Source organism: Aquimarina intermedia, from assembly GCF_008124785.1.
Classification (GTDB): Bacteria; Bacteroidota; Bacteroidia; order Flavobacteriales; family Flavobacteriaceae; genus Aquimarina; species Aquimarina intermedia.
This window is the reverse complement of sequence record NZ_VNHU01000002.1, coordinates 131,485-149,979: the sequence shown is the minus strand read 5'-3', so window position 1 is coordinate 149,979 and position 18,495 is coordinate 131,485. Positions and strand designations below refer to the sequence as shown.

Genomic DNA, 18,495 nt, shown 5'->3' with positions numbered 1-18,495 from the left:
CAAAAATGAATTCTAACCAACAGAATATTATCGTGTCTTCGTTAGCCAAAGAAGTACACGAAGGCTTAACAGCGTTTCCTAAATATTTATCATCAAAATTTTTTTATGACAAAAAAGGTGATGCTTTATTTCAAAAAATCATGGCGCTGCCAGAGTATTATTTGACCAATGCTGAACATACTATTTTAACTACACACAGCACGGATATAATTAATAGCTTTAGCAAAAATCCGGATGGTTTTGATCTTATTGAACTAGGTGCAGGTGATGGTAAGAAAACCAAGGTATTGCTCAAAGAACTACTTAAATCAAATAAAGAATTTGCGTACCACCCTATCGATATAAGTGAAAACGCTGTTGAGGGGTTGGTAAATAGTCTGCACGAAGAATTACCTAACCTTCAGGTTCAGGGTCAGATAGGGGAGTATTTTGAGGTTTTAGATCGATTGCAAAGTTTGAGTTCACGTAAAAAAATAATCATGGTACTAGGTTCAAATATTGGGAATTTGAAACATCCTCGAGCTATTGAGTTTTTAAAAAGACTTAACAATTGCATGAATGATGACGATTTGTTGTTTATGGGATTTGATCAGAAAAAAAATCCTCAAATGGTCTTGGATGCTTATAATGATAAAACCGGTGTTACGGCAGCCTTTAACAAAAATATATTAACCAGAATTAACAAAGAATTAAACGGTAATTTCAATCTGGATGCCTTCAACCATTGGGAAACATACGATCCTGAGAGCGGTACCGCAAAAAGTTATTTGGTTAGTACTAAAAAACAAACAGTATCAATTAATGAACTGGAATTAGAAGTGCATTTTAAAGCTTGGGAAAGTATTCATACGGAAATCTCACAGAAATATGATGACGAAATAGTAGCATGGTTAGCGTCAGAATCTGGTCTGCAAATCAGTGAATCTTTTTCTGACGAACAAATGTTATACAAAAATTATATTTTCAGTAAAAAATAAACTTATGAAAGCTATTTGGAATAATAAGATAGTGGCAGAAAGCAATGAAACCAAAGTAATAGAAAATAATCATTATTTTCCTCCATCATCTATACACACAGAATATTTTAAGCCTAGTGATACACATACTAAATGCCCATGGAAAGGAACAGCATCTTATTATACACTAGAGGTAGACGGAGAAAAAAATTTAGATGCGGCATGGTTTTACCCCGAAACAAGTGATCTTGCTAAGCAAATCGAGAACTACGTAGCATTTTGGCGAGGGGTTGAAATAGTAGAATAAGGTAGGCTTATAGTACTTTTTTCAACACAGCTATCACATGCTCAATATCGTCCTCAGAATTAAAGAAATGTAGACTGAAACGAATACCGGTGCCGCGCTGGGAGCAAACTATTCTTTCTTTATTTAAACTTTGAAAAAGTTTTTTATCGCCTGATATGTTAAGGATACTGCTGTGTTCCTGTACGCAAAAATTAGTAGTGTCAATTAAATTAAGATCTGCTAATTCGAACCAGAGCTTACGCTTTAGTTTTTCTAATTCTTTTTCGATCCGATCAAATCCAATACCTTGTAGAAATTTTAGAGAATAGTTTAAACTGGAAAAATTAAAAGTATCTAAATGTCCAGGTTGAAAACGTGCCTCTAAGCTTTTATAATCGTCCGGTGCCGATGAGATTGATATGTTTTTTTTATAAGGTGTTGGTGTTACTGCTTCAAGGGTGTCTTTCTGAAAGGCAAAAAAAGCGTTGCCGTAGCCACCTAACAACCACTTATATCCACTACTGCCCAAAATATCAATGCCAGAATTCTCAAAGTCAAAAGCACTTGTGCCACAAAACTGCGTGGCGTCCGCGATGAATAAAATATTGGGATATGTTTCTTTTAGATCTTTTATAAAAGCAAGATCCATTTTTGCCCCACTGATATAATGCACTATGCTAAACGCAAAAATATCAGGCGTATACGAATCAATTACACTTTTAATATTTTCGCGAATATTTTTGTCCCATCTTACATACTTCGTATCAAAACCCTTACTAGCCACTGCGGTTTGCATAGCAGGATAATCATTCTCTAAGAGTAGAACCTTGCTCTTTGTAGATAAACCATTAAAAATAGTATTAATTCCTACGGAAAAATTTTGAGTTAATACAATCGTTGAATTTTGTGCCCCAAAACAGGAGCCAATTGTCCTTTTGACCGTAGAAAAAATCGAGTCATTTTCAATCCGATATAAACTTGCACGTTCTAATTGTAGTTGATCTTGAGTGCGTCGATGATTTATTAGTTGAGTGGACAAGGGGCCAGAATAGGCGGTGTTCAAATAGGTATATTGATTCACCACAGGAAACTCTTTTCTTAAATTCTTCATAAGTATTAAGGCTGATTTTTTACAAATCCGGTATCTTTACTATAGATTACTAAGATACTATTATATGTTTTCAAAAAAGAAAGAAATGCCCCATATTGATGCAGAGCAACGAGAATTGTTCGAGAACGCTCGTATTCGCATTTTAGAGAAAAAGAGGCTGCTTCACCATTTTATTTTTTTTCTGGCTGGAGCAATTTTTTTTATTGTTTTAAATCTAGTGTTTGGATTTGGAAAAGATATTAGGTTGTTTGATGTTGACTGGTTTGTGTATGTTATTTTGATTTGGGTATTTATTTTGCTTATTCACGCGGGTAAGGTAGTGCTGTTTAGTAAGTTTATGGGAAAGGAATGGACAGATAGGCAAATGTTGAAATTGGTAGCGAAACAAAAGGCTCAAATAGAGAAGATGGAACGTGAAATGGGTTTTAATCAATCTATACCAAATGTTTCTGACGATCAGGCGTTAGATTCTCAATATGGAAGAAAATAAATATTCTTAGAAATAAATGATTATATGATTACAATGATTGCTGCGGCTGCAGAGAACAATGCACTTGGAAAAAATAATGACTTGGTTTGGCATTTGCCGGATGATTTCAAAAGGTTTAAAAAACTTACGACGGGTCATCATATCATTATGGGACGCAAAACATTTGAGTCATTTCCCAATCCGCTTCCTAATCGCATACATATCGTTATAACGAGAAACAAAGAGTATCAGGCTGAGGGCGCTATTGTGGTTCACAGTATGGAAGACGCTCTACAAATAGCGAAAAATGATAATCAACCTTTTATCATAGGTGGGGGTGAGGTTTATGCAATGGGAATGGATTATGCTGAAAAAATTGAATTGACGCGTGTGCACGCGACCTTTGAGGCGGACACCTTTTTTCCTAGTATAGCTAGTGATATTTGGGATAAACAGGAAGAGGAGTTTCACCCGATGGATGAAAGACACAGTTATGCATTCACATATTATACCTACTTTAGGAATAAAAAATAATATGTGATTGATGATAATATTATAAAGATAATTCAGAAAACTGTAACTGACAAAGTTGTGCAAATAGTACAACTCTCTGGGGGTGACACCAATAGTGTATACAAGGTAACATGTGTCAAGAATACTTATGTCTTAAAAATAAACCTATCCCATGCTATTAAAAACGTGTTCCAAAGTGAAGTAGATGGACTTTCCACCATAAGAAAAACTCGCACCTTTATTACTCCTTCTATACTTACCACCGGTGTTTATAATAAGATTTCATATTTGATACTTGAATATGTGGAAAGCGGAAGCAAAAGCCATTCTTTTTGGATTAGGTTTTGGCAAAATCTAGCAAAATTGCATATAACTTCTCAACCTAATTTCGGATATCATCAGGATAATTCTATAGGTTCCTTACCACAATATAACAAGCCCATATCAGATTGGGGGACCTTTTACATAACGCAACGGTTGCAACCTCAATTTACATGGGCCGAATCTAAAGGGTATATATTTAGTGATAAGGAGAAACTGTTTCAGTGGATAGAGAATAATACTGCACCAGAAAAACCTAGTTTGATTCACGGTGATTTGTGGTCAGGTAATCTCTTAGTAACCTCCGATGCTTCTCCTTGTCTTATAGATCCTGCGGTTTGTTTTGCTTCTCGTGAAATGGATATAGCAATGATGAAATTATTTGGAGGTTTTGATTTTTCAGCAATGGATAGTTATGAGGAAATTTATCCACTAGCTATAGGTTGGGAGCGCAGAATACCTCTGTATCAATTTTATTATGTATTGGTGCATCTCAATATTTTTGGTGACGCATACTATAATCAGGTGATTGAAATTATAGATTACTATACTCAGAGCTAATTCTTAACAACAAAAAAGGTATTCTTTAATATTTCTTTACGTCAAATTTGTATAACGTAAACGTATCTTTCCTAAAAAGGAAGTAATGAGTACAAAAGATCTATGTGATAATGAAGCAAAAGCCAAACTTAGAGATTTAGCTGAAGATATAAAATTTACCATGATGGTAACTGCTTTGGATCTAAAGCCATTGAATGCTATCCCAATGACAACCAAAAAAGTGGATGAACAAGGAAATATTTGGTTTCTAAGTGCAGCCGATAGTGATCACAATAAGCATATTGAAAATGACGAACGGGTACAGCTTATTTACAGTGATCCATCTGATATGAGATACCTGAGTGTATATGGTGAGGCAGTAATTACTAAAAATCGTAAAATTTTAGCAGAGCTCTATGATAAAAAATCTGATGTGTGGTTTGATGGTTTAGAGGATCCACGACTTACAGCTATTCAATTTTACCCTCGGGAAGCTTATTATTGGGAATACGAAAAACAATAAATACGTCGCTTTATTTAAAATCGGAATAGCCACTATTACTAAAGATGAGGCGGATATTGGCGTCGATGGCGCTCTTAAGATGTAATTTGGTAATTATTGAAATGTCATATTATCAGACCTCATGCTTAAAGTATGAGGTCTTTCATTTTAGAATTTATATTTTTGTCAAAATTTAATAACAATAATAATGAAAGCATATATATATCCTGGACAAGGTGCTCAGTTTAGTGGAATGGGATTGGATCTCTATGAAAACTCTAAAGTTGCAAATGAACTATTTGAAAATGCTAATGAAATTTTAGGGTTCGAAATTACTAAAATTATGTTCGAGGGAACAGCTGATGAACTTAAAGAGACTAAAGTTACACAGCCCGCTATCTTTTTACATTCGACTATTTTGACTAAAGTTCTTGGTGCTGATTTCAAACCGGATATGGTTGCAGGTCATTCGTTGGGAGAGTTTTCTGCGCTCGTGGCTAACCAAACGCTGACATTTGAAGATGCTTTACGACTTGTCTCAAAACGAGCGTTGGCTATGCAAAAAGCATGCGAAATGAATCCTTCAACGATGGCTGCAGTACTTGGTTTGGATGATGCAATTGTCGAAGATGTGTGCGCATCGGTTGATGGTGTGGTGGTTGCTGCAAATTATAATTGTCCGGGACAACTTGTGATCTCCGGTGAAAATGAGGCTGTTGAGAAAGCATGTGAAATTATGAAAGAAAAAGGAGCCAGACGAGCATTGTTATTACCTGTCGGGGGAGCATTTCATTCGCCATTGATGCAGCCGGCTAGAGAAGAATTGGCTGCTGCCATTGAAGAGACATTATTTAGCAATCCAATTTGTCCGATTTATCAGAACGTAAGCACAACTGCAGTTACCAGTCCTGAGTCAATAAAGAATAACCTTATTGCGCAATTAACTGCGCCTGTAAAATGGACGCAAAGCGTTCAAAACATGATTAACGATGGCGCTACTTCTTTTGTCGAAGTAGGACCGGGTAAAGTGTTATCTGGATTAGTTAAAAAAGTAGATCGTGCGATGGAAACTTCTTCTGCAACGCTTTAGGTAGGTTTAAATAAAGTTATAAAGTGTCGAGAGCATTACTTCTTGACACTTTTTAATTCTAAGTCTCCTAAGTTTTATTTAATATCTATAAATATCCCACCGGATAGGGAAGGACTAGCATAAATAATTCTGTCACTAATCGCAGAAGCATACGATAGGGAGATGCCAAGCTTCTTGGTAATATAATAAGCTATTTCACCACCGACGCTGGTGTATTCAACATTATTTGCGAAGATACTACCTTGAGAATTTTGCGCTGACTTACTACCATTTTGTAATGACTGCACAGTGCTTAGCCTGCCAATAAGCCAAAATTTATTTTTTAGAAAAGAAAACCCGATCTCTCCACCAGCATGCAGCTAATCTGAAAAATCCTGAGTTCTGATATTAAATCCTACAAAGGTCTTTGCATAGAGAGGAAAACTGTTTATGGTGAATGGGATTCCTAAATCAACCTGAAGTAACTGATTAAATTCTCCATCCCCCGTCTGGAAGCTTTTGTCAGAACCACCGGCACTTTCTCCAATTGGAATACCCAGTTTTAAAGTAGTCGATAACGCCAGATGATCCTTTTTTAAAATAGCATAGCGTATACCAATATCACTATCCCCAATACTATTAATAGCTTCCCCTTTCTGAATTATTTCCCCTGTAGTACCCGATACCTGATCATTTTGGTAAGCCCGGGCAAAAAAGGGTATGTAAGCGATGATATCAAGTTTATCTGAGACGCCGTATTCACCGTAAAAATTAACGTTAAATTGACCTCGTGTAGCATTTGGATCTGTATCACCGGTATCCGTATAATGTTGATCAGCAACCAGAGACCATGCTGAAAGTTTATAGTATCCTTTGTTTTTTCCCTTTGTCCATTAAGCAGTAGAAAATTGAATAGCTAGTATTAATATTACAATAGTTAGGTAAAATTTCTTCATAGTTTTATATTCTTATTTTATTTCTCCCTCTCCAACTTATACAGAAAATGGTTTACACCAGTATAATAAAAACTGATACTGATTAAGTGTAGCATCCTGCGTACTTATACTGTATGAATGTTCACCGCTAAATACTGTAACAGGGCCAATTTCTAATGCACCATTTATACTATTAGGGTTATTGGTAAGGTATAGATATAAACCTGGTAAAGCTGTAGAAGCAACATAGTTGTTTGCGATTGATAGTTCTAAAAACTCTTGATCTTGAATTTTTTTTAGCGTAAAGTCACCTTGCAGTTCATAACTGCTAGTAGAGACAATAGTGCCCTTTTTAGGTTCGTTGGCCTCTATTGTTTGATCACTGACTTTAACCGTTGTACTGGCTTCGATAATCTCGGTGTCGAGAGTTGTAGAAACGGTAATGATTGATTCTCCCTTTTTCTTGCCGGATACTTTACCTTCCATATCTATAGTAACAATAGAGTCATTAGAACTGGACCATGTGAACATCTTAGATTCTTCCTGACCAATTGTATTTGTAAAGGTTGCTTTTAACAAATAGGAGTCGTCTAAGGCGAGTGATTGCAAAGGATTAGTAAACCTAATTGCTGGTTTTACTTCGTCACTTATAACATCTTCTTTTATACAGGATGCAAGGCCCAAAAGAAGAATAAAAGCGTAGAAAAAACGAATTATTTTCATGAGTTAAAAAGATTTAGTTTTGATCGGTGAGCTTATTAGTAATCTAATAAGAATACCTGGTTTGTCATGTTAGGAGAGAAATGCTTACAGGATAGCTTATTATTTTTGCAGAAAAAACTAAAATCAGACAGATTTAATCAAGAATTATTCAAAATTTTTTATTCTTTTCTGTCTTTTAATTCTATGAAGATTTAAAGATTTCTCGAGGTACTTATGTCGTTGAAGTTAACTTTAGATTAAAAAAGCCATCATTTAAATTCAGAATTTAAATGATGGCTTTTTAAACGATTAGAGTAAAGAAAAAAGACTACTGCTTAACTATCTTTCCATTTTTCATAACGAAAGAAATTTTTTCTAATATCTTAATATTTTCAACAGGATTTTGATCCACTGCGATAATATCTGCAAAAAAACCGGTCTTAATCTGACCCAACTTATTAGCCATGTTGAGAATAAGCGCATTTGTTATTGTAGCACTTTGAATCGCTTGTATAGCTGGCATTCCGGCTTCAACCATAAAACCAAATTCTTTAGCATTTTGTCCGTGTTGGTACACACCCGCATCTGTTCCAAATGCAATTCCTACTCCTTTTTTATAGGCCTTTCCGAAAGTATTTTGAATTTTCGGTCCAATTTCTAGTGCTTTTGGCACAATTATGTCCGGATAATATCCTTGAATTAAAGCTTTTTCAGAGACTTCTTTGCCGGCAGTTAGTGTAGGCACAAGATAGGCGTTATGTTTAATCATTAAGTCCATTGTTTCTTCACTCATAAGTGTTCCATGTTCGATGGTTTTTACACCTCCCAAAATTGCACGTTGCATACCTTCATCTCCATGTGCATGCGCGGCTACATGAAATCCATAGTCCTTAGCAGTCTCAGTAATAGCTTTTATTTCTTCGATTGTGAACTGAGGATTAGAGCTGCTTTTAGCGACACTTAAAACACCGCCCGTAGCTGTGATCTTAATTAAATCGGCACCATTTTTATAGCGTTGTCTTACTGCTTTTTTGGCATCATCAACTGAGTTAACCACTCCTTCTTTAGGACCTGGATTTCCCATCAATTTACGACTACTACCATTCGTTGGGTCCGCATGCCCTCCGGTAGTTGCTAATGATTTTCCTGCAGTAAATATTCTAGGCCCTTCGATTGAACCTTTGGCTATTGCATTTTTCAGGGCAATATTTACACCACTTCCGCCTAAATCCCTAACGGTTGTAAATCCAGCCAGTAAAGTTCTTTTTGCAAACCCAACTGCGTTGAAAGCAACATCGGCATCATTATTTGTGTAACGTTCTAAATATTGTTTAGGATTTGTTTCACTTTCAAGATGTACGTGCATATCAATAAGACCGGGTAGTACTACTTTATTTTTGAGATCAATGACCTCAATGTTGCCATCAGCATTTTTATATCCATCCTCAATACTCTGGATAGTGTTTCCTGATACTACAATAGTTTTGTCAGCAAGCATTTTACCATTTTCTGTATCTAGAATTTTACCACAATGGAGGTAAAAGTCCTGAGCGTACGTAAAACTACAAAAGGCTATTAAAAGCGTGGTTAATCTAAGTTTAAAACGAGTCATGAGCTTGTGAGTGTTAGTTTCTATTTAGATATAAAATCGATAATATGTTGTGTAATAAAATCGATTTGTTCGTCGTCTAATTCGGTATGCATCGGTAAAGAAATTACTTCTTTGATTAATTGATTTGTCACTGTAAAATCAGCTTCCTTATATCGATCACTGGTATATGCTTTTTGACTGTGTAAAGGTATCGGGTAATAAACACCACAAGGTATATTATTTGCATTGAGGTGTTTAACCAGTGCATCACGATCTGCATTAAGTATTCTTAATGTATATTGGTGAAAAACATGGCAGTCGCAGGTGTCGCAAATAACATCGCAACTAGTTTGACAACCGCTAGACACCTTGGGGGTTATGATATTATCAATTCCTTTGAATGCTTTATTATATTTACGGGCAGCATTTCTCCTGGCATTATTATAAGCATCAAGATTTGGTAGTTTAGCACGTAGTACTGCGGCCTGAATAGAATCTAATCGTGAATTTACTCCAACAACGTCATGATGATAGCGTTCATACATACCATGATTAACAATGCCTCTGATGGTATGAGCTAATGCGTCATCATTCGTAAAAATGGCTCCGCCATCCCCGTAACAACCTAAATTTTTTGAGGGGAAAAAGGAAGTGGATGCGACATGACCAATCGTTCCTGTTTTTTCTTTTCTACCATTTTTATCGGTATAGTTCGCTCCGATACCCTGCGCATTATCCTCGATAACATATAAATCATGTTCTTTGGCTATAGCCATAATTTCATCCATATTGGCAGCTTGTCCAAAAAGGTGTACAGGAACGATCGCTTTAGTTTTAGGAGTTATAGCTTTACGAATTGCTTCGGGATCGATGTTAAACGAATCTATTTCCACATCGACCAATACAGGTGTTAATTGTAGTAAGGCGATAACTTCAACCGTAGCTGCAAAGGTAAAATCGGCAGTAATAACCTCGTCACCGGGCTGTAGGCCAAGTCCCATCATTGCTATTTGTAAAGCATCGGTTCCATTGGCGCAAGGGATGACATGTTTTATACCAAGATAATCCTCTAATTCTTTTTGAAAACTATGTACTTCAGGGCCATTTATAAAGGTTGTGGTATTTATAACTTCTAATATTGAGGAATCAACTTGTTCTTTGATTCCAGCATATTGACCTTTGAGGTCAACCATTTGTATCTTCTTCATAGGTGTGTATTGAAACTTCACGAAAGTACAAAATAATGAAACCAACAACAACGCTATTTTTTACAAAAGAAATGTATTTTAGCATCTCTTTAATTTTGCTGTTTTGAATACCTTGTACACTATCCTAATAAATATGTTTCAAAAAGTATTGCCAATGGTTGGCTTATTGTCTCCTAAGCTAAAATTATTTGCAGAAGGTAGAAGCAAAATCTTTGAGCGCTTAGAAGCTTTACATCTCAATGATCAAAAAGTAATCTGGATGCACTGTGCGTCGCTAGGTGAGTATGAGCAAGGTGTTCCGGTTATTCAGGCATTGAAGCGGGAATACCCAGACTATAAAATTTTGATATCCTTTTTTTCTCCTTCCGGTTATGAAGCAAAAAAAAGAAGTACACTTGCCGATCACATTGTGTATATGCCGCTGGATACGCCAAAAAATGTCAGCCATTTTTTAACTAATGTACAACCTGAACTGGCGATATTTGTAAAATACGAATTTTGGCCAAATTTTATTTCCGGACTTTATAAACGAAAGATCCCATTGCTCTTAATATCTGCAACTTTTAGACAAAATCAGGCGGTTTTTAAGTCATATGGTAAATTTTTAAGAGATAAACTAGCCTTGGTCGAGCACTTTTTTGTACAAGATGTGCCTTCACAAAACATTTTAATGTCTTTTGGATTTGATAATGTGACTATGAGTGGCGATACACGGTTTGATAGGGTGAGTCATCAAATAGAAATGGATAATACAGTTGAGTTTATTGAAGAGTTCAAACAAAAACGAACGTGTATTGTAATAGGTAGCTCCTGGGCCGAGGATGAAGAAATATTTATAGATTTCATAAATAATGCTCCAGCCTCAGTTTGCTTTATAATCGCACCTCACGAAATCAAAACTGAAAAAATTAAAAATTTACAATCTAGGATTCAACAAAAACAGGTGTTGTTCTCAGAGAAGCATGTTTTTTCAGGTCAAGAAGCCTCTGCTCAAGTATGTATTGTTGATGCAATTGGTTACTTAACCAAGCTTTATAGCTACGCAGATATAGCATATGTGGGTGGGGCTATGGGTACTTCGGGACTACATAATATTTTAGAACCCGCTACTTTTGGCGTACCAATCCTCATCGGAAAGAATTTTGATAACTTCAGAGAAGCCAAACAACTTCAAAAGCTTGCAGGATTATTTTCGGTTGCTACCAAAGAAGAATTTGGAGAGGTGGCAAATAATCTTATAATGAATAAAGCATTTCGGGAAAAAACGGGCATGATTGCTGGTCACTTTGTGAATAGTAACACCGGTGCAACTGCTATAGTTATGGATCACATACGGAGAAAACAGCTGTTGGAAGCACCTAGACCTACCGTTTAATTACTCGTCAGCACATACTACGTTGACATGCTATTTTTAGCATTTTTTGTGAAAACATTATATATTTATTTTAATCATGAATGTTCTTGCTATTATATCTTTGTTTTAACATTTATAATCAACCATTGTATGAAAAGAGTAATTTTTATTGCGGCAATCTTATTAACCGTAAGTACTGCCTTTACTTCTTGTAGAGAAACTAAAAAAGAAGTTATCGTTAAAGAAAAAGAAGTTCAAGTAGAAAAAGAAGAGGAGTCTAAAGGTATGCTCGAGCGTGCTGCCGAAAAAGTAGACCAGGAAGTTAATGAAGAGGTTAACGAAGAAATCGAAAGAATCGGAGACGATAATTAATAAAAGCAATAGTAACTAATTAATAAATTAAGATGAAAAAAGTATTAGTAATGTTTATGCTTGTATTTGCATTTAGTACGGCATTTACTTCATGTAGAGATACAAACAAGGAAAAAGGAGATATTGAAGATGCAGCCGATGATATGGGTGATGCTATCGAAGATGCTGCAGACGATGTAGGTGATGCAGTCGAAGAAGGAGTGGATGAAGTAAAGGAAAATACAGGTACCGGTGGTACAGACGATAACTAATCGTCAATAGAAATATAAAGAAAAACTCATCGCATGCGATGAGTTTTTTGCATTAAAATAGCCCGTTTAGTTCGGCATCTATGCGGTTTATAATAGTTCCCAGATCCTCGGGATTATCAACAAAATTTAAGTTGTCTACATCAATAATCAATAAATTCCCTTTATCGTAGTCGTGCGCCCATGCTTCATAACGCTCGTTTAATCTACTCAGATAATCAATGCTTATAGTGTTCTCGTATTCTCTGCCTCGCTTATGGATTTGAGAAACCAAGTTAGGAATACTACTTCTAAGATATATTAAAAGATTAGGTCCTTCAACCACGCTTTCCATTAAATTAAATAGTGATTTATAATTTTCAAAGTCGCGATTTGTCATCAATCCCATAGCGTGTAAATTGGGGGCGAATATATAGGCGTCTTCATAAATAGTTCTATCCTGGACGATATCTTTACCAGTTTCTCGGATTTCTAATATTTGACGAAATCTACTATTTAAAAAATAAATTTGAAGATTAAATGACCAACGCTCCATTTTATTATAGAAATCTTCTAAATATGGATTTTCTAAAACATCTTCAAACTGAGCTTCCCATTTATAATGTTTGGCCAAAAGTTTGGTTAGAGTCGTTTTTCCTGCACCGATATTTCCGGCTATTGCAACATGCATAGATTTTTATTTATGGGGTTTAGCAAAGGATCGTTTGTTTTGTAAAATCGTAAATATAATGGATTTCCTTAGTTTGAAAAAATTACTTTTTTACTTCGAAGAAAATTTACAAGATCATAAAACTTTTTGAGTAAATAAAAAGGACACAATGAAAAAATACATTGCATCCTTACTGATATTAACACTTTGACTAATTTTACTGAAAATCTTTAGGAATTTATTGCGCGTAATTTATCAATCATCTCTTTAGATACCTCTTCACCATCTGCTCCATATGCTCCCAAAAGCACCCCCTTGTCACCGGTAGTAGTTTTTATAGCGTATAAAATTGAATTATCTGCAGGGTTACTAGCACCTTCAAATCTAAATGTTTGTACTACATCGAACTCATCTATAGTATAACTTTTGTCAGATTTGTGATCCAATATTTTATTATTTTTTAAATCGAATTCGATTGTATAACCCTCTTCCTTTAAGGAATTCATTTGCTGTGATAAAGTATCTAAATGATGCATAACATTTCGTTTTAAATATAAATTTAAAGGTACTTATTGCAGAACGCATAAGGCGTTAAAGACCTCTAAATTCTTATGTGTCAAAGGTTAAAACTATAATAAAATATGAAACGTATGTTTTGTGTTGTTTCATAAGAAGAACCTTGTAAAGCCCCAACCGTTAATGTTTTCTGAAAAACGAAACAAAGCGTACTGGATTAATTTTTACTTAAATAACAATCCACTAACTTTATAAAAAAATGTTCAAATGAATAAGACTATACTATTAAAAAACCGACCTAAAGGACGTCCCTCCACATCTGATTTCGCCTTCATTGAAGAAGAAAAACCAGCTCCAAAAGAGGGAGAGTTGCTTTTAAAAGCTAAATATGTTTCTGTAGATCCGTATTTAAGAGGGCGCATGCGAGATACAAAATCCTATATAGAACCCTTCAAACTCGATGAACCTGTAGAATCCGGGATAGTTGCTGAAGTGATTGAATCTAACAATTCTAATTTTGAGAAAGGTGACTTTGTGAATGGGATGCTTCAATGGAAACAATATCAAACTTCATCTGGTAATGGTTTGAATAAGGTGAATAAAGAAACTGCGCCCTTAAGTGCATATTTGGGTGTTTTGGGGCTTACTGGTATAACAGCCTATCTCGGATTAGAAAAAATAGGTAATTTGAAAGAAGGGGAAACGTTGGTGGTATCCGGCGCATCAGGAGCTGTGGGAAGTATCGTTGGACAAATCGGTAAAATTAAAGGTTGTAATGTTATTGGTATCGCAGGAAGTGATGAAAAGATTAAAACCATAAAGGATAAATTTGGTTTTGATGAGGGTATCAATTATAAAACTACTCAGGATATGTCTAAAGCACTTAAAAAACATTGTCCTGATGGTATAGATGTGTATTTTGATAATGTAGGAGGAGAAATTCTTGATGCGGTAATGAATAATATTAATAAATATGGGAGAGTTATCAACTGTGGCGCTATTTCACTTTATAATGAAAGCGAAACACCAACTGGGCCTCGGCACGAGGGTACTCTGATAAAAAAGAGTGTACGTATGCAAGGATTCACTGTTAGAGATTTTGTAAAAGAGTTCGGCCCGGCAATCAGTCAATTGTCAACATGGTTAAACGAAGGAAAAATAACGTTTTCTGAAACCATAGTAGAAGGATTTGACCAAATTCCGCAAGCATTTCTCGATTTGTTTGATGGTAAGAATAAAGGCAAAATGCTGGTGAAAGTTTATTGAGGTTCATGTTTGTTCAGGAATTTTCTTCGAAGTTTAAAATATGCTTGAAAAACATTTGACCAAGTTGGTAACATTTATTGTTGCATGCATTGTGGTAGGTTCTTATATTTTTATACCTCAGGTTACTAAATTCTTTGATGAGGCTTGGAGCGTTTTGTCCAGTGGTAACAGTGATGACATAAATTCTTGGATAGCTACGTTTGGTTGGTGGGGACCTATTATCTTAATTGTAGCAATGATTTTGCAAATGTTCTTGATTGTAATACCTTCACTTGCGTTGATGATAGTTTCAGTAATCGCTTACGGACCGTTATGGGGTAGCGTGCTTATATATGTGTCAGTTAGCATAGCATCCACGGTTGGTTTTTATATTGGAAAATATTTCGCAAAATTTATTACTTCAGCCGTATTGGGATCTGCTACTGAAGAGAATATTGAAAAGTTTATTGCCAACTATGGGTTTTGGGCTGTAATTGTTACACGATTGAACCCTTTTTTGTCTAATGATGCCATTAGTTTTGTGGCGGGTATCGTAGATATCAGTTACCCAAAATTTATAGGAGCAACTTTGATAGGGATAACCCCACTTGTTATTCTAATTGCTATTACCGGGGGGTATATGGATCAGCTCAAAATAGTTTTGTTATGGATCTCTATAATTAGTGTTCTTTTGTTTGTAGGATATTTAATTTACAGCAAGATAAAAAATGAAAAATCCGTAGGTTAACAATTAAGCTACGGATTTGAAACATTTGGTTTATGCTATATTAACTCTCTTGTTCTGTCGGCATGATATACACATCGTTGATATTGGCACGTTTAGGTTGTGCGATAGCATAATGGATAGCCTCCGCAATATCTTCGGGTTCAAGGGTAGTAACCTTTTTAATCATTGGAGCTAATTTTTCCTTAATCTCTTCATCTGTGATAGTATCAGTAAGTTCAGTATCTACAAATCCCGGTTCAATTGAAGTCACATTAATTCCATATTTTGGTGCTAGCTCTTGTCGCAATCCCTCAGAGAACATTTTGACAGCTGCCTTTGTAGCACAATATATAGCTCCACCGGGATAATACTTACGACCGGCACTTGATGATATGTTGACGATATGGCCGCTTTTTTGTTTCATCATCGTGGGTAAGACCGCAGCCACTCCATTAGTAACTCCCTTAATGTTTACATCTATCATTTTATCCCATTCATCCGTATGTAAATTTTTAATATAAGATAATGGCATCAAGCCGGCGTTGTTTACAATAACATCAATAGTGTTATAATGTTTCAACGTTTCATCTACGATTTTTTTATAGTCATCTTTATTTGTTACATCTCCGGTAACAACTAAAGCTTCATAGCCTTTTTCTTCAATCTTATCTTTTAATTCTTTAAGCCGATCTTCTCGTCTAGCGGTTAGTACAACTTTTGCACCTTCTTTAGCTAATTTGATGGCAGTTGCTTCACCAATACCGCTAGAGGCACCGGTAATAATAATTACTTTGTCTTTTATATTCATAACACTAGTTTTTTTGGGCTCAAACAAATCAAATGAGCGTAATTCTCTTTTCACTAAAGTTACGGTTATTCGAATGCAGATAAAAATCTGTTATTCAAGTTTAGCGGTAGTTTAACGCTAATCTTAATGCTTGTTAAAGTTATTGAAACTTGAGGTGTGGTTCTAAATTTCGATGGTATTACCAGATAGGTAAATCAGTAATGTTTGATTACCATCCGGATAATCTGGATTCTTGGGAAGCTTCAGGAATGGGAAGTATAATGGTATCTAATATACGTATGCTAATACTCTTGCTCTTATCCTGCACAAATCTTTCTTTAGACTGTTTTATTCTTTGAAGTGTCATTTTCCAAGCTTCATCAGAAATGGGAGCTTGTACTGTACGTGAATTATTTTCAGTCCATAGCAGGATAGAATTGGATGTGGTGGATGAAATTTCAAAATTTTCTGCTTGAATTTGGGAATCTACAGTTTTTATGACAGAGAATTCATTTTGAATATTTTGGGCAAAATTTGAAGAGAAGCACATGATCAGAAACGCATAAAATAATAGATTCTTCATAATTTCGGTTTAATACTATGTAAAAGCTGTAAAACGCGACAAGTTACAAATTGTCAGCATATTACAGCTTTTGTAATAACTAAGATTTTCTTAATTTTATCAGAATTGGCTTAGGGCTAGTTGAGCTTAAACGCTTTCTTTACATGGTCTACATAGTCTAGTTTTTCCCACGTAAATAGTTCAACCTCTTTTTCAATTCTACCAGAATACGGGCTTTCAAATACCTTGGTGATAATTTGAGGTTCTTTACCCATATGACCGTAGGCAGCAGTCTCCGTATAAATTGGATTACGTAGTTTTAAGCGTGTTTCAATAGCAGCAGGACGCATGTCAAAAATATCTTTAACCTGTGCTGCGATTTGACCATCTGTAAGGTCCAAAGCACTAGTACCATAAGTATCTACAAAAATCGAGGTTGGTTCTACAACACCGATAGCATAAGAAACTTGCACCAAAATTTCGTTAGCTACGCCAGCGGCGACAAGATTTTTGGCAATATGTCTGGCAGCATAGGCTGCAGATCGATCTACTTTGCTTGGATCTTTTCCAGAAAAGGCCCCTCCACCATGTGCTCCTTTACCACCATAGGTATCTACTATAATTTTACGTCCTGTTAAACCGGTATCTCCGTGAGGTCCACCTATAACGAATTTTCCGGTAGGATTGATATGATAAGTGATTTCATCATTAAATAATGCTTGCACATATTCCGGTAATTGTTTTTTAACACGCGGAATCAAAATTTTTATAATATCCTCCTTAATAGTCGCAAGCATAGCATCATCATTGCTGTCAAAGTCATCATGTTGCGTAGAGACGACAATAGCTACAATACGTTGAGGTATATTATCATCGCTATATTCTATAGTAACCTGACTTTTAGAATCAGGGCGTAAATATGAAATATCTTTGCCTTCTCTTCGTAATTGTGCTAATTCGATAAGTATTTTGTGTGAAATATCAAGTGCCAAAGGCATATAATTAGCAGTTTCTTTGGTAGCATATCCAAACATCATTCCTTGATCACCAGCTCCTTGCTCCTCTTTAGATTCTCGATCAACACCTTGATTTATGTCCTGAGATTGTTCATGAATTAAAGATATTACTCCGCAGGAATCACCACTAAATTGATATGCACCTTTAGTATATCCAATTTTATTGATTACTTCTCTAGCAATTTGTTGTACATCCAGATAGGTTTGTGATTTTACTTCTCCGGCTAACACTACTTGACCGGTAGTAACCAAAGTCTCACAAGCCACCTTTGAATTTTCATCAAAAGCTAAAAAATTGTCTAATAATGCATCACTGATTTGATCAGCAACCTTATCTGGGTGTCCTTCAGAAACACTTTCTGAGGTAAATAAATATGCCATTTATATTTGTTTAATGGGAAGATCTTGAAACGATTGCTCAAAAACACATATCAACAAACCTTAGGTTGATAACTGCTTTAGCATTTTATACTGTGTAATACAGTGTAACCAAAATATTTTGGCTTTTTAGGGTTGCAATCAGTCAAATCTTTCCCTGCTAATAATTCGGGCAAAGTTATGAAAAATGATTAGACCCAAAAGTATTTAACGTATCATTAATTTTTATGAGTACATAGTAAAAATAAAATATGATCACTTATATCTCATATATAAAAATAATTACTAGCTTTGCTATAAGTTTCTTATACATACTTAGTAAGTTATCAAGAAAGGTGGAGGGAATAGACCCTATGAAACCTTAGCAACCCTTTATTCGTAAAGAAGGTGCTAAATTCTATCCAAACCGTTGAGGCGTTTTTGGAATAGATAACACGA

The 18,495-nt window shown here is 35.4% G+C and carries 22 protein-coding genes and 1 riboswitch; of the genes, 12 read left to right on the top strand and 10 right to left on the bottom strand.

The features are described from left to right. Positions 1-5: 5 nt before the first annotated feature. On the top strand, positions 6-977 hold the full coding sequence (gene egtD, locus BD809_RS03400) for an L-histidine N(alpha)-methyltransferase (RefSeq protein WP_148781550.1): 972 nt from the start codon (positions 6-8) through the stop codon (positions 975-977). Between the two features lie 4 nt (positions 978-981). Continuing rightward, complete coding sequence (locus BD809_RS03395; protein WP_148781549.1) at positions 982-1,263, top strand: DUF427 domain-containing protein; 282 nt, start codon at positions 982-984, stop codon at positions 1,261-1,263. A 7-nt stretch (positions 1,264-1,270) separates the two neighbouring features. On the opposite strand, the gene BD809_RS03390 is transcribed toward BD809_RS03395, so the two are convergent. Beyond that, entirely contained in the window at positions 1,271-2,353 is a 1,083-nt protein-coding gene (locus BD809_RS03390; RefSeq protein WP_148781548.1) for an aminotransferase class V-fold PLP-dependent enzyme, read from the bottom strand. Positions 2,354-2,417: 64 nt separating this feature from the next. On the opposite strand from BD809_RS03390, the gene BD809_RS15820 reads away from it, so the two are divergent. The 5 genes from BD809_RS15820 to fabD all read left to right on the top strand — a co-directional run bounded on the left by BD809_RS15820 (position 2,418) and on the right by fabD (position 5,788). Then, a complete protein-coding gene (locus BD809_RS15820) occupies positions 2,418-2,843 on the top strand; it encodes a 2TM domain-containing protein (RefSeq protein WP_246131418.1) in 426 nt (141 codons plus the stop codon). 24 nt (positions 2,844-2,867) lie between these two features. After that, on the top strand, positions 2,868-3,356 hold the full coding sequence (locus BD809_RS15815) for a dihydrofolate reductase (RefSeq protein ID WP_246131417.1): 489 nt from the start codon (positions 2,868-2,870) through the stop codon (positions 3,354-3,356). A 3-nt stretch (positions 3,357-3,359) separates the two neighbouring features. Continuing rightward, positions 3,360-4,217, top strand: a complete 858-nt coding sequence (locus BD809_RS03380; RefSeq protein WP_246131416.1) for a fructosamine kinase family protein — start codon at positions 3,360-3,362, stop codon at positions 4,215-4,217. Between the two features lie 85 nt (positions 4,218-4,302). Next, positions 4,303-4,719, top strand: a complete 417-nt coding sequence (locus tag BD809_RS03375; RefSeq protein WP_246131415.1) for a pyridoxamine 5'-phosphate oxidase family protein — start codon at positions 4,303-4,305, stop codon at positions 4,717-4,719. Positions 4,720-4,906: 187 nt separating this feature from the next. Continuing rightward, positions 4,907-5,788: an ACP S-malonyltransferase gene (gene fabD, locus BD809_RS03370; protein ID WP_148781547.1), complete on the top strand. Its 882-nt coding sequence runs from the start codon at positions 4,907-4,909 to the stop codon at positions 5,786-5,788. 74 nt (positions 5,789-5,862) lie between these two features. On the opposite strand, the gene BD809_RS03365 is transcribed toward fabD, so the two are convergent. The 4 genes from BD809_RS03365 to BD809_RS03350 all read right to left on the bottom strand — a co-directional run bounded on the left by BD809_RS03365 (position 5,863) and on the right by BD809_RS03350 (position 10,203). Continuing rightward, entirely contained in the window at positions 5,863-6,075 is a 213-nt protein-coding gene (locus BD809_RS03365; protein WP_148781546.1) for a hypothetical protein, read from the bottom strand. 684 nt (positions 6,076-6,759) lie between these two features. After that, a complete protein-coding gene (locus tag BD809_RS03360) occupies positions 6,760-7,425 on the bottom strand; it encodes an Ig-like domain-containing protein (protein ID WP_148781545.1) in 666 nt (221 codons plus the stop codon). Positions 7,426-7,732: 307 nt separating this feature from the next. Continuing rightward, positions 7,733-9,016: a metal-dependent hydrolase family protein gene (locus tag BD809_RS03355; protein WP_148781544.1), complete on the bottom strand. Its 1,284-nt coding sequence runs from the start codon at positions 9,014-9,016 to the stop codon at positions 7,733-7,735. Positions 9,017-9,036: 20 nt separating this feature from the next. Continuing rightward, entirely contained in the window at positions 9,037-10,203 is a 1,167-nt protein-coding gene (locus BD809_RS03350) for a DegT/DnrJ/EryC1/StrS family aminotransferase (RefSeq protein WP_148781543.1), read from the bottom strand. Between the two features lie 133 nt (positions 10,204-10,336). Between BD809_RS03350 and BD809_RS03345 the strand changes: the two genes are divergently transcribed. From BD809_RS03345 to BD809_RS03335, 3 genes are all read left to right on the top strand, one after another. Then, a complete protein-coding gene (locus BD809_RS03345) occupies positions 10,337-11,578 on the top strand; it encodes a 3-deoxy-D-manno-octulosonic acid transferase (protein WP_148781542.1) in 1,242 nt (413 codons plus the stop codon). Between the two features lie 129 nt (positions 11,579-11,707). Continuing rightward, positions 11,708-11,929 carry a hypothetical protein gene (locus BD809_RS03340; RefSeq protein ID WP_148781541.1) on the top strand — a complete coding sequence of 74 codons (222 nt, stop codon included), beginning with the start codon at positions 11,708-11,710 and terminating at the stop codon, positions 11,927-11,929. Between the two features lie 32 nt (positions 11,930-11,961). Then, a complete protein-coding gene (locus tag BD809_RS03335) occupies positions 11,962-12,180 on the top strand; it encodes a hypothetical protein (protein WP_148781540.1) in 219 nt (72 codons plus the stop codon). Between the two features lie 52 nt (positions 12,181-12,232). Here BD809_RS03335 and BD809_RS03330 read toward each other — a convergent pair whose 3' ends face one another. Continuing rightward, positions 12,233-12,847 carry a deoxynucleoside kinase gene (locus tag BD809_RS03330; protein ID WP_148781539.1) on the bottom strand — a complete coding sequence of 205 codons (615 nt, stop codon included), beginning with the start codon at positions 12,845-12,847 and terminating at the stop codon, positions 12,233-12,235. A 209-nt stretch (positions 12,848-13,056) separates the two neighbouring features. Further along, complete coding sequence (locus BD809_RS03325) at positions 13,057-13,362, bottom strand: phosphoribosylpyrophosphate synthetase (RefSeq protein WP_148781538.1); 306 nt, start codon at positions 13,360-13,362, stop codon at positions 13,057-13,059. 247 nt (positions 13,363-13,609) lie between these two features. Here BD809_RS03325 and BD809_RS03320 point away from each other — a divergent pair, with 247 nt between their 5' ends. After that, positions 13,610-14,608 carry an NADP-dependent oxidoreductase gene (locus BD809_RS03320; protein WP_148781537.1) on the top strand — a complete coding sequence of 333 codons (999 nt, stop codon included), beginning with the start codon at positions 13,610-13,612 and terminating at the stop codon, positions 14,606-14,608. A gap of 40 nt (positions 14,609-14,648) precedes the next feature. After that, positions 14,649-15,335: a TVP38/TMEM64 family protein gene (locus tag BD809_RS03315; protein WP_148781536.1), complete on the top strand. Its 687-nt coding sequence runs from the start codon at positions 14,649-14,651 to the stop codon at positions 15,333-15,335. Between the two features lie 40 nt (positions 15,336-15,375). Here BD809_RS03315 and BD809_RS03310 read toward each other — a convergent pair whose 3' ends face one another. From BD809_RS03310 to metK, 3 genes are all read right to left on the bottom strand, one after another. Beyond that, positions 15,376-16,122, bottom strand: a complete 747-nt coding sequence (locus tag BD809_RS03310) for an SDR family oxidoreductase (protein ID WP_148781535.1) — start codon at positions 16,120-16,122, stop codon at positions 15,376-15,378. 208 nt (positions 16,123-16,330) lie between these two features. Next, complete coding sequence (locus BD809_RS03305) at positions 16,331-16,684, bottom strand: hypothetical protein (RefSeq protein ID WP_148781534.1); 354 nt, start codon at positions 16,682-16,684, stop codon at positions 16,331-16,333. A 116-nt stretch (positions 16,685-16,800) separates the two neighbouring features. Continuing rightward, positions 16,801-18,060: a methionine adenosyltransferase gene (gene metK / locus BD809_RS03300; RefSeq protein WP_148781533.1), complete on the bottom strand. Its 1,260-nt coding sequence runs from the start codon at positions 18,058-18,060 to the stop codon at positions 16,801-16,803. A gap of 317 nt (positions 18,061-18,377) precedes the next feature. Beyond that, a riboswitch (SAM riboswitch) is annotated at positions 18,378-18,493 on the top strand. Positions 18,494-18,495 lie beyond the last annotated feature (2 nt).

Coding starts and splice junctions, on each gene's coding strand:
- egtD (WP_148781550.1), top strand. CDS start 6: ATGAATTCTAACCAACAGAATATTATCGTGTCTTCGTTAGCCAAAGAA.
- BD809_RS03395 (WP_148781549.1), top strand. CDS start 982: ATGAAAGCTATTTGGAATAATAAGATAGTGGCAGAAAGCAATGAAACC.
- BD809_RS03390 (WP_148781548.1), bottom strand. CDS start 2,353: ATGAAGAATTTAAGAAAAGAGTTTCCTGTGGTGAATCAATATACCTAT.
- BD809_RS15820 (WP_246131418.1), top strand. CDS start 2,418: ATGTTTTCAAAAAAGAAAGAAATGCCCCATATTGATGCAGAGCAACGA.
- BD809_RS15815 (WP_246131417.1), top strand. CDS start 2,868: ATGATTACAATGATTGCTGCGGCTGCAGAGAACAATGCACTTGGAAAA.
- BD809_RS03375 (WP_246131415.1), top strand. CDS start 4,303: ATGAGTACAAAAGATCTATGTGATAATGAAGCAAAAGCCAAACTTAGA.
- fabD (WP_148781547.1), top strand. CDS start 4,907: ATGAAAGCATATATATATCCTGGACAAGGTGCTCAGTTTAGTGGAATG.
- BD809_RS03360 (WP_148781545.1), bottom strand. CDS start 7,425: ATGAAAATAATTCGTTTTTTCTACGCTTTTATTCTTCTTTTGGGCCTT.
- BD809_RS03355 (WP_148781544.1), bottom strand. CDS start 9,016: ATGACTCGTTTTAAACTTAGATTAACCACGCTTTTAATAGCCTTTTGT.
- BD809_RS03350 (WP_148781543.1), bottom strand. CDS start 10,203: ATGAAGAAGATACAAATGGTTGACCTCAAAGGTCAATATGCTGGAATC.
- BD809_RS03345 (WP_148781542.1), top strand. CDS start 10,337: ATGTTTCAAAAAGTATTGCCAATGGTTGGCTTATTGTCTCCTAAGCTA.
- BD809_RS03340 (WP_148781541.1), top strand. CDS start 11,708: ATGAAAAGAGTAATTTTTATTGCGGCAATCTTATTAACCGTAAGTACT.
- BD809_RS03335 (WP_148781540.1), top strand. CDS start 11,962: ATGAAAAAAGTATTAGTAATGTTTATGCTTGTATTTGCATTTAGTACG.
- BD809_RS03330 (WP_148781539.1), bottom strand. CDS start 12,847: ATGCATGTTGCAATAGCCGGAAATATCGGTGCAGGAAAAACGACTCTA.
- BD809_RS03325 (WP_148781538.1), bottom strand. CDS start 13,362: ATGCATCATTTAGATACTTTATCACAGCAAATGAATTCCTTAAAGGAA.
- BD809_RS03320 (WP_148781537.1), top strand. CDS start 13,610: ATGAATAAGACTATACTATTAAAAAACCGACCTAAAGGACGTCCCTCC.
- BD809_RS03315 (WP_148781536.1), top strand. CDS start 14,649: ATGCTTGAAAAACATTTGACCAAGTTGGTAACATTTATTGTTGCATGC.
- BD809_RS03310 (WP_148781535.1), bottom strand. CDS start 16,122: ATGAATATAAAAGACAAAGTAATTATTATTACCGGTGCCTCTAGCGGT.
- BD809_RS03305 (WP_148781534.1), bottom strand. CDS start 16,684: ATGAAGAATCTATTATTTTATGCGTTTCTGATCATGTGCTTCTCTTCA.
- metK (WP_148781533.1), bottom strand. CDS start 18,060: ATGGCATATTTATTTACCTCAGAAAGTGTTTCTGAAGGACACCCAGAT.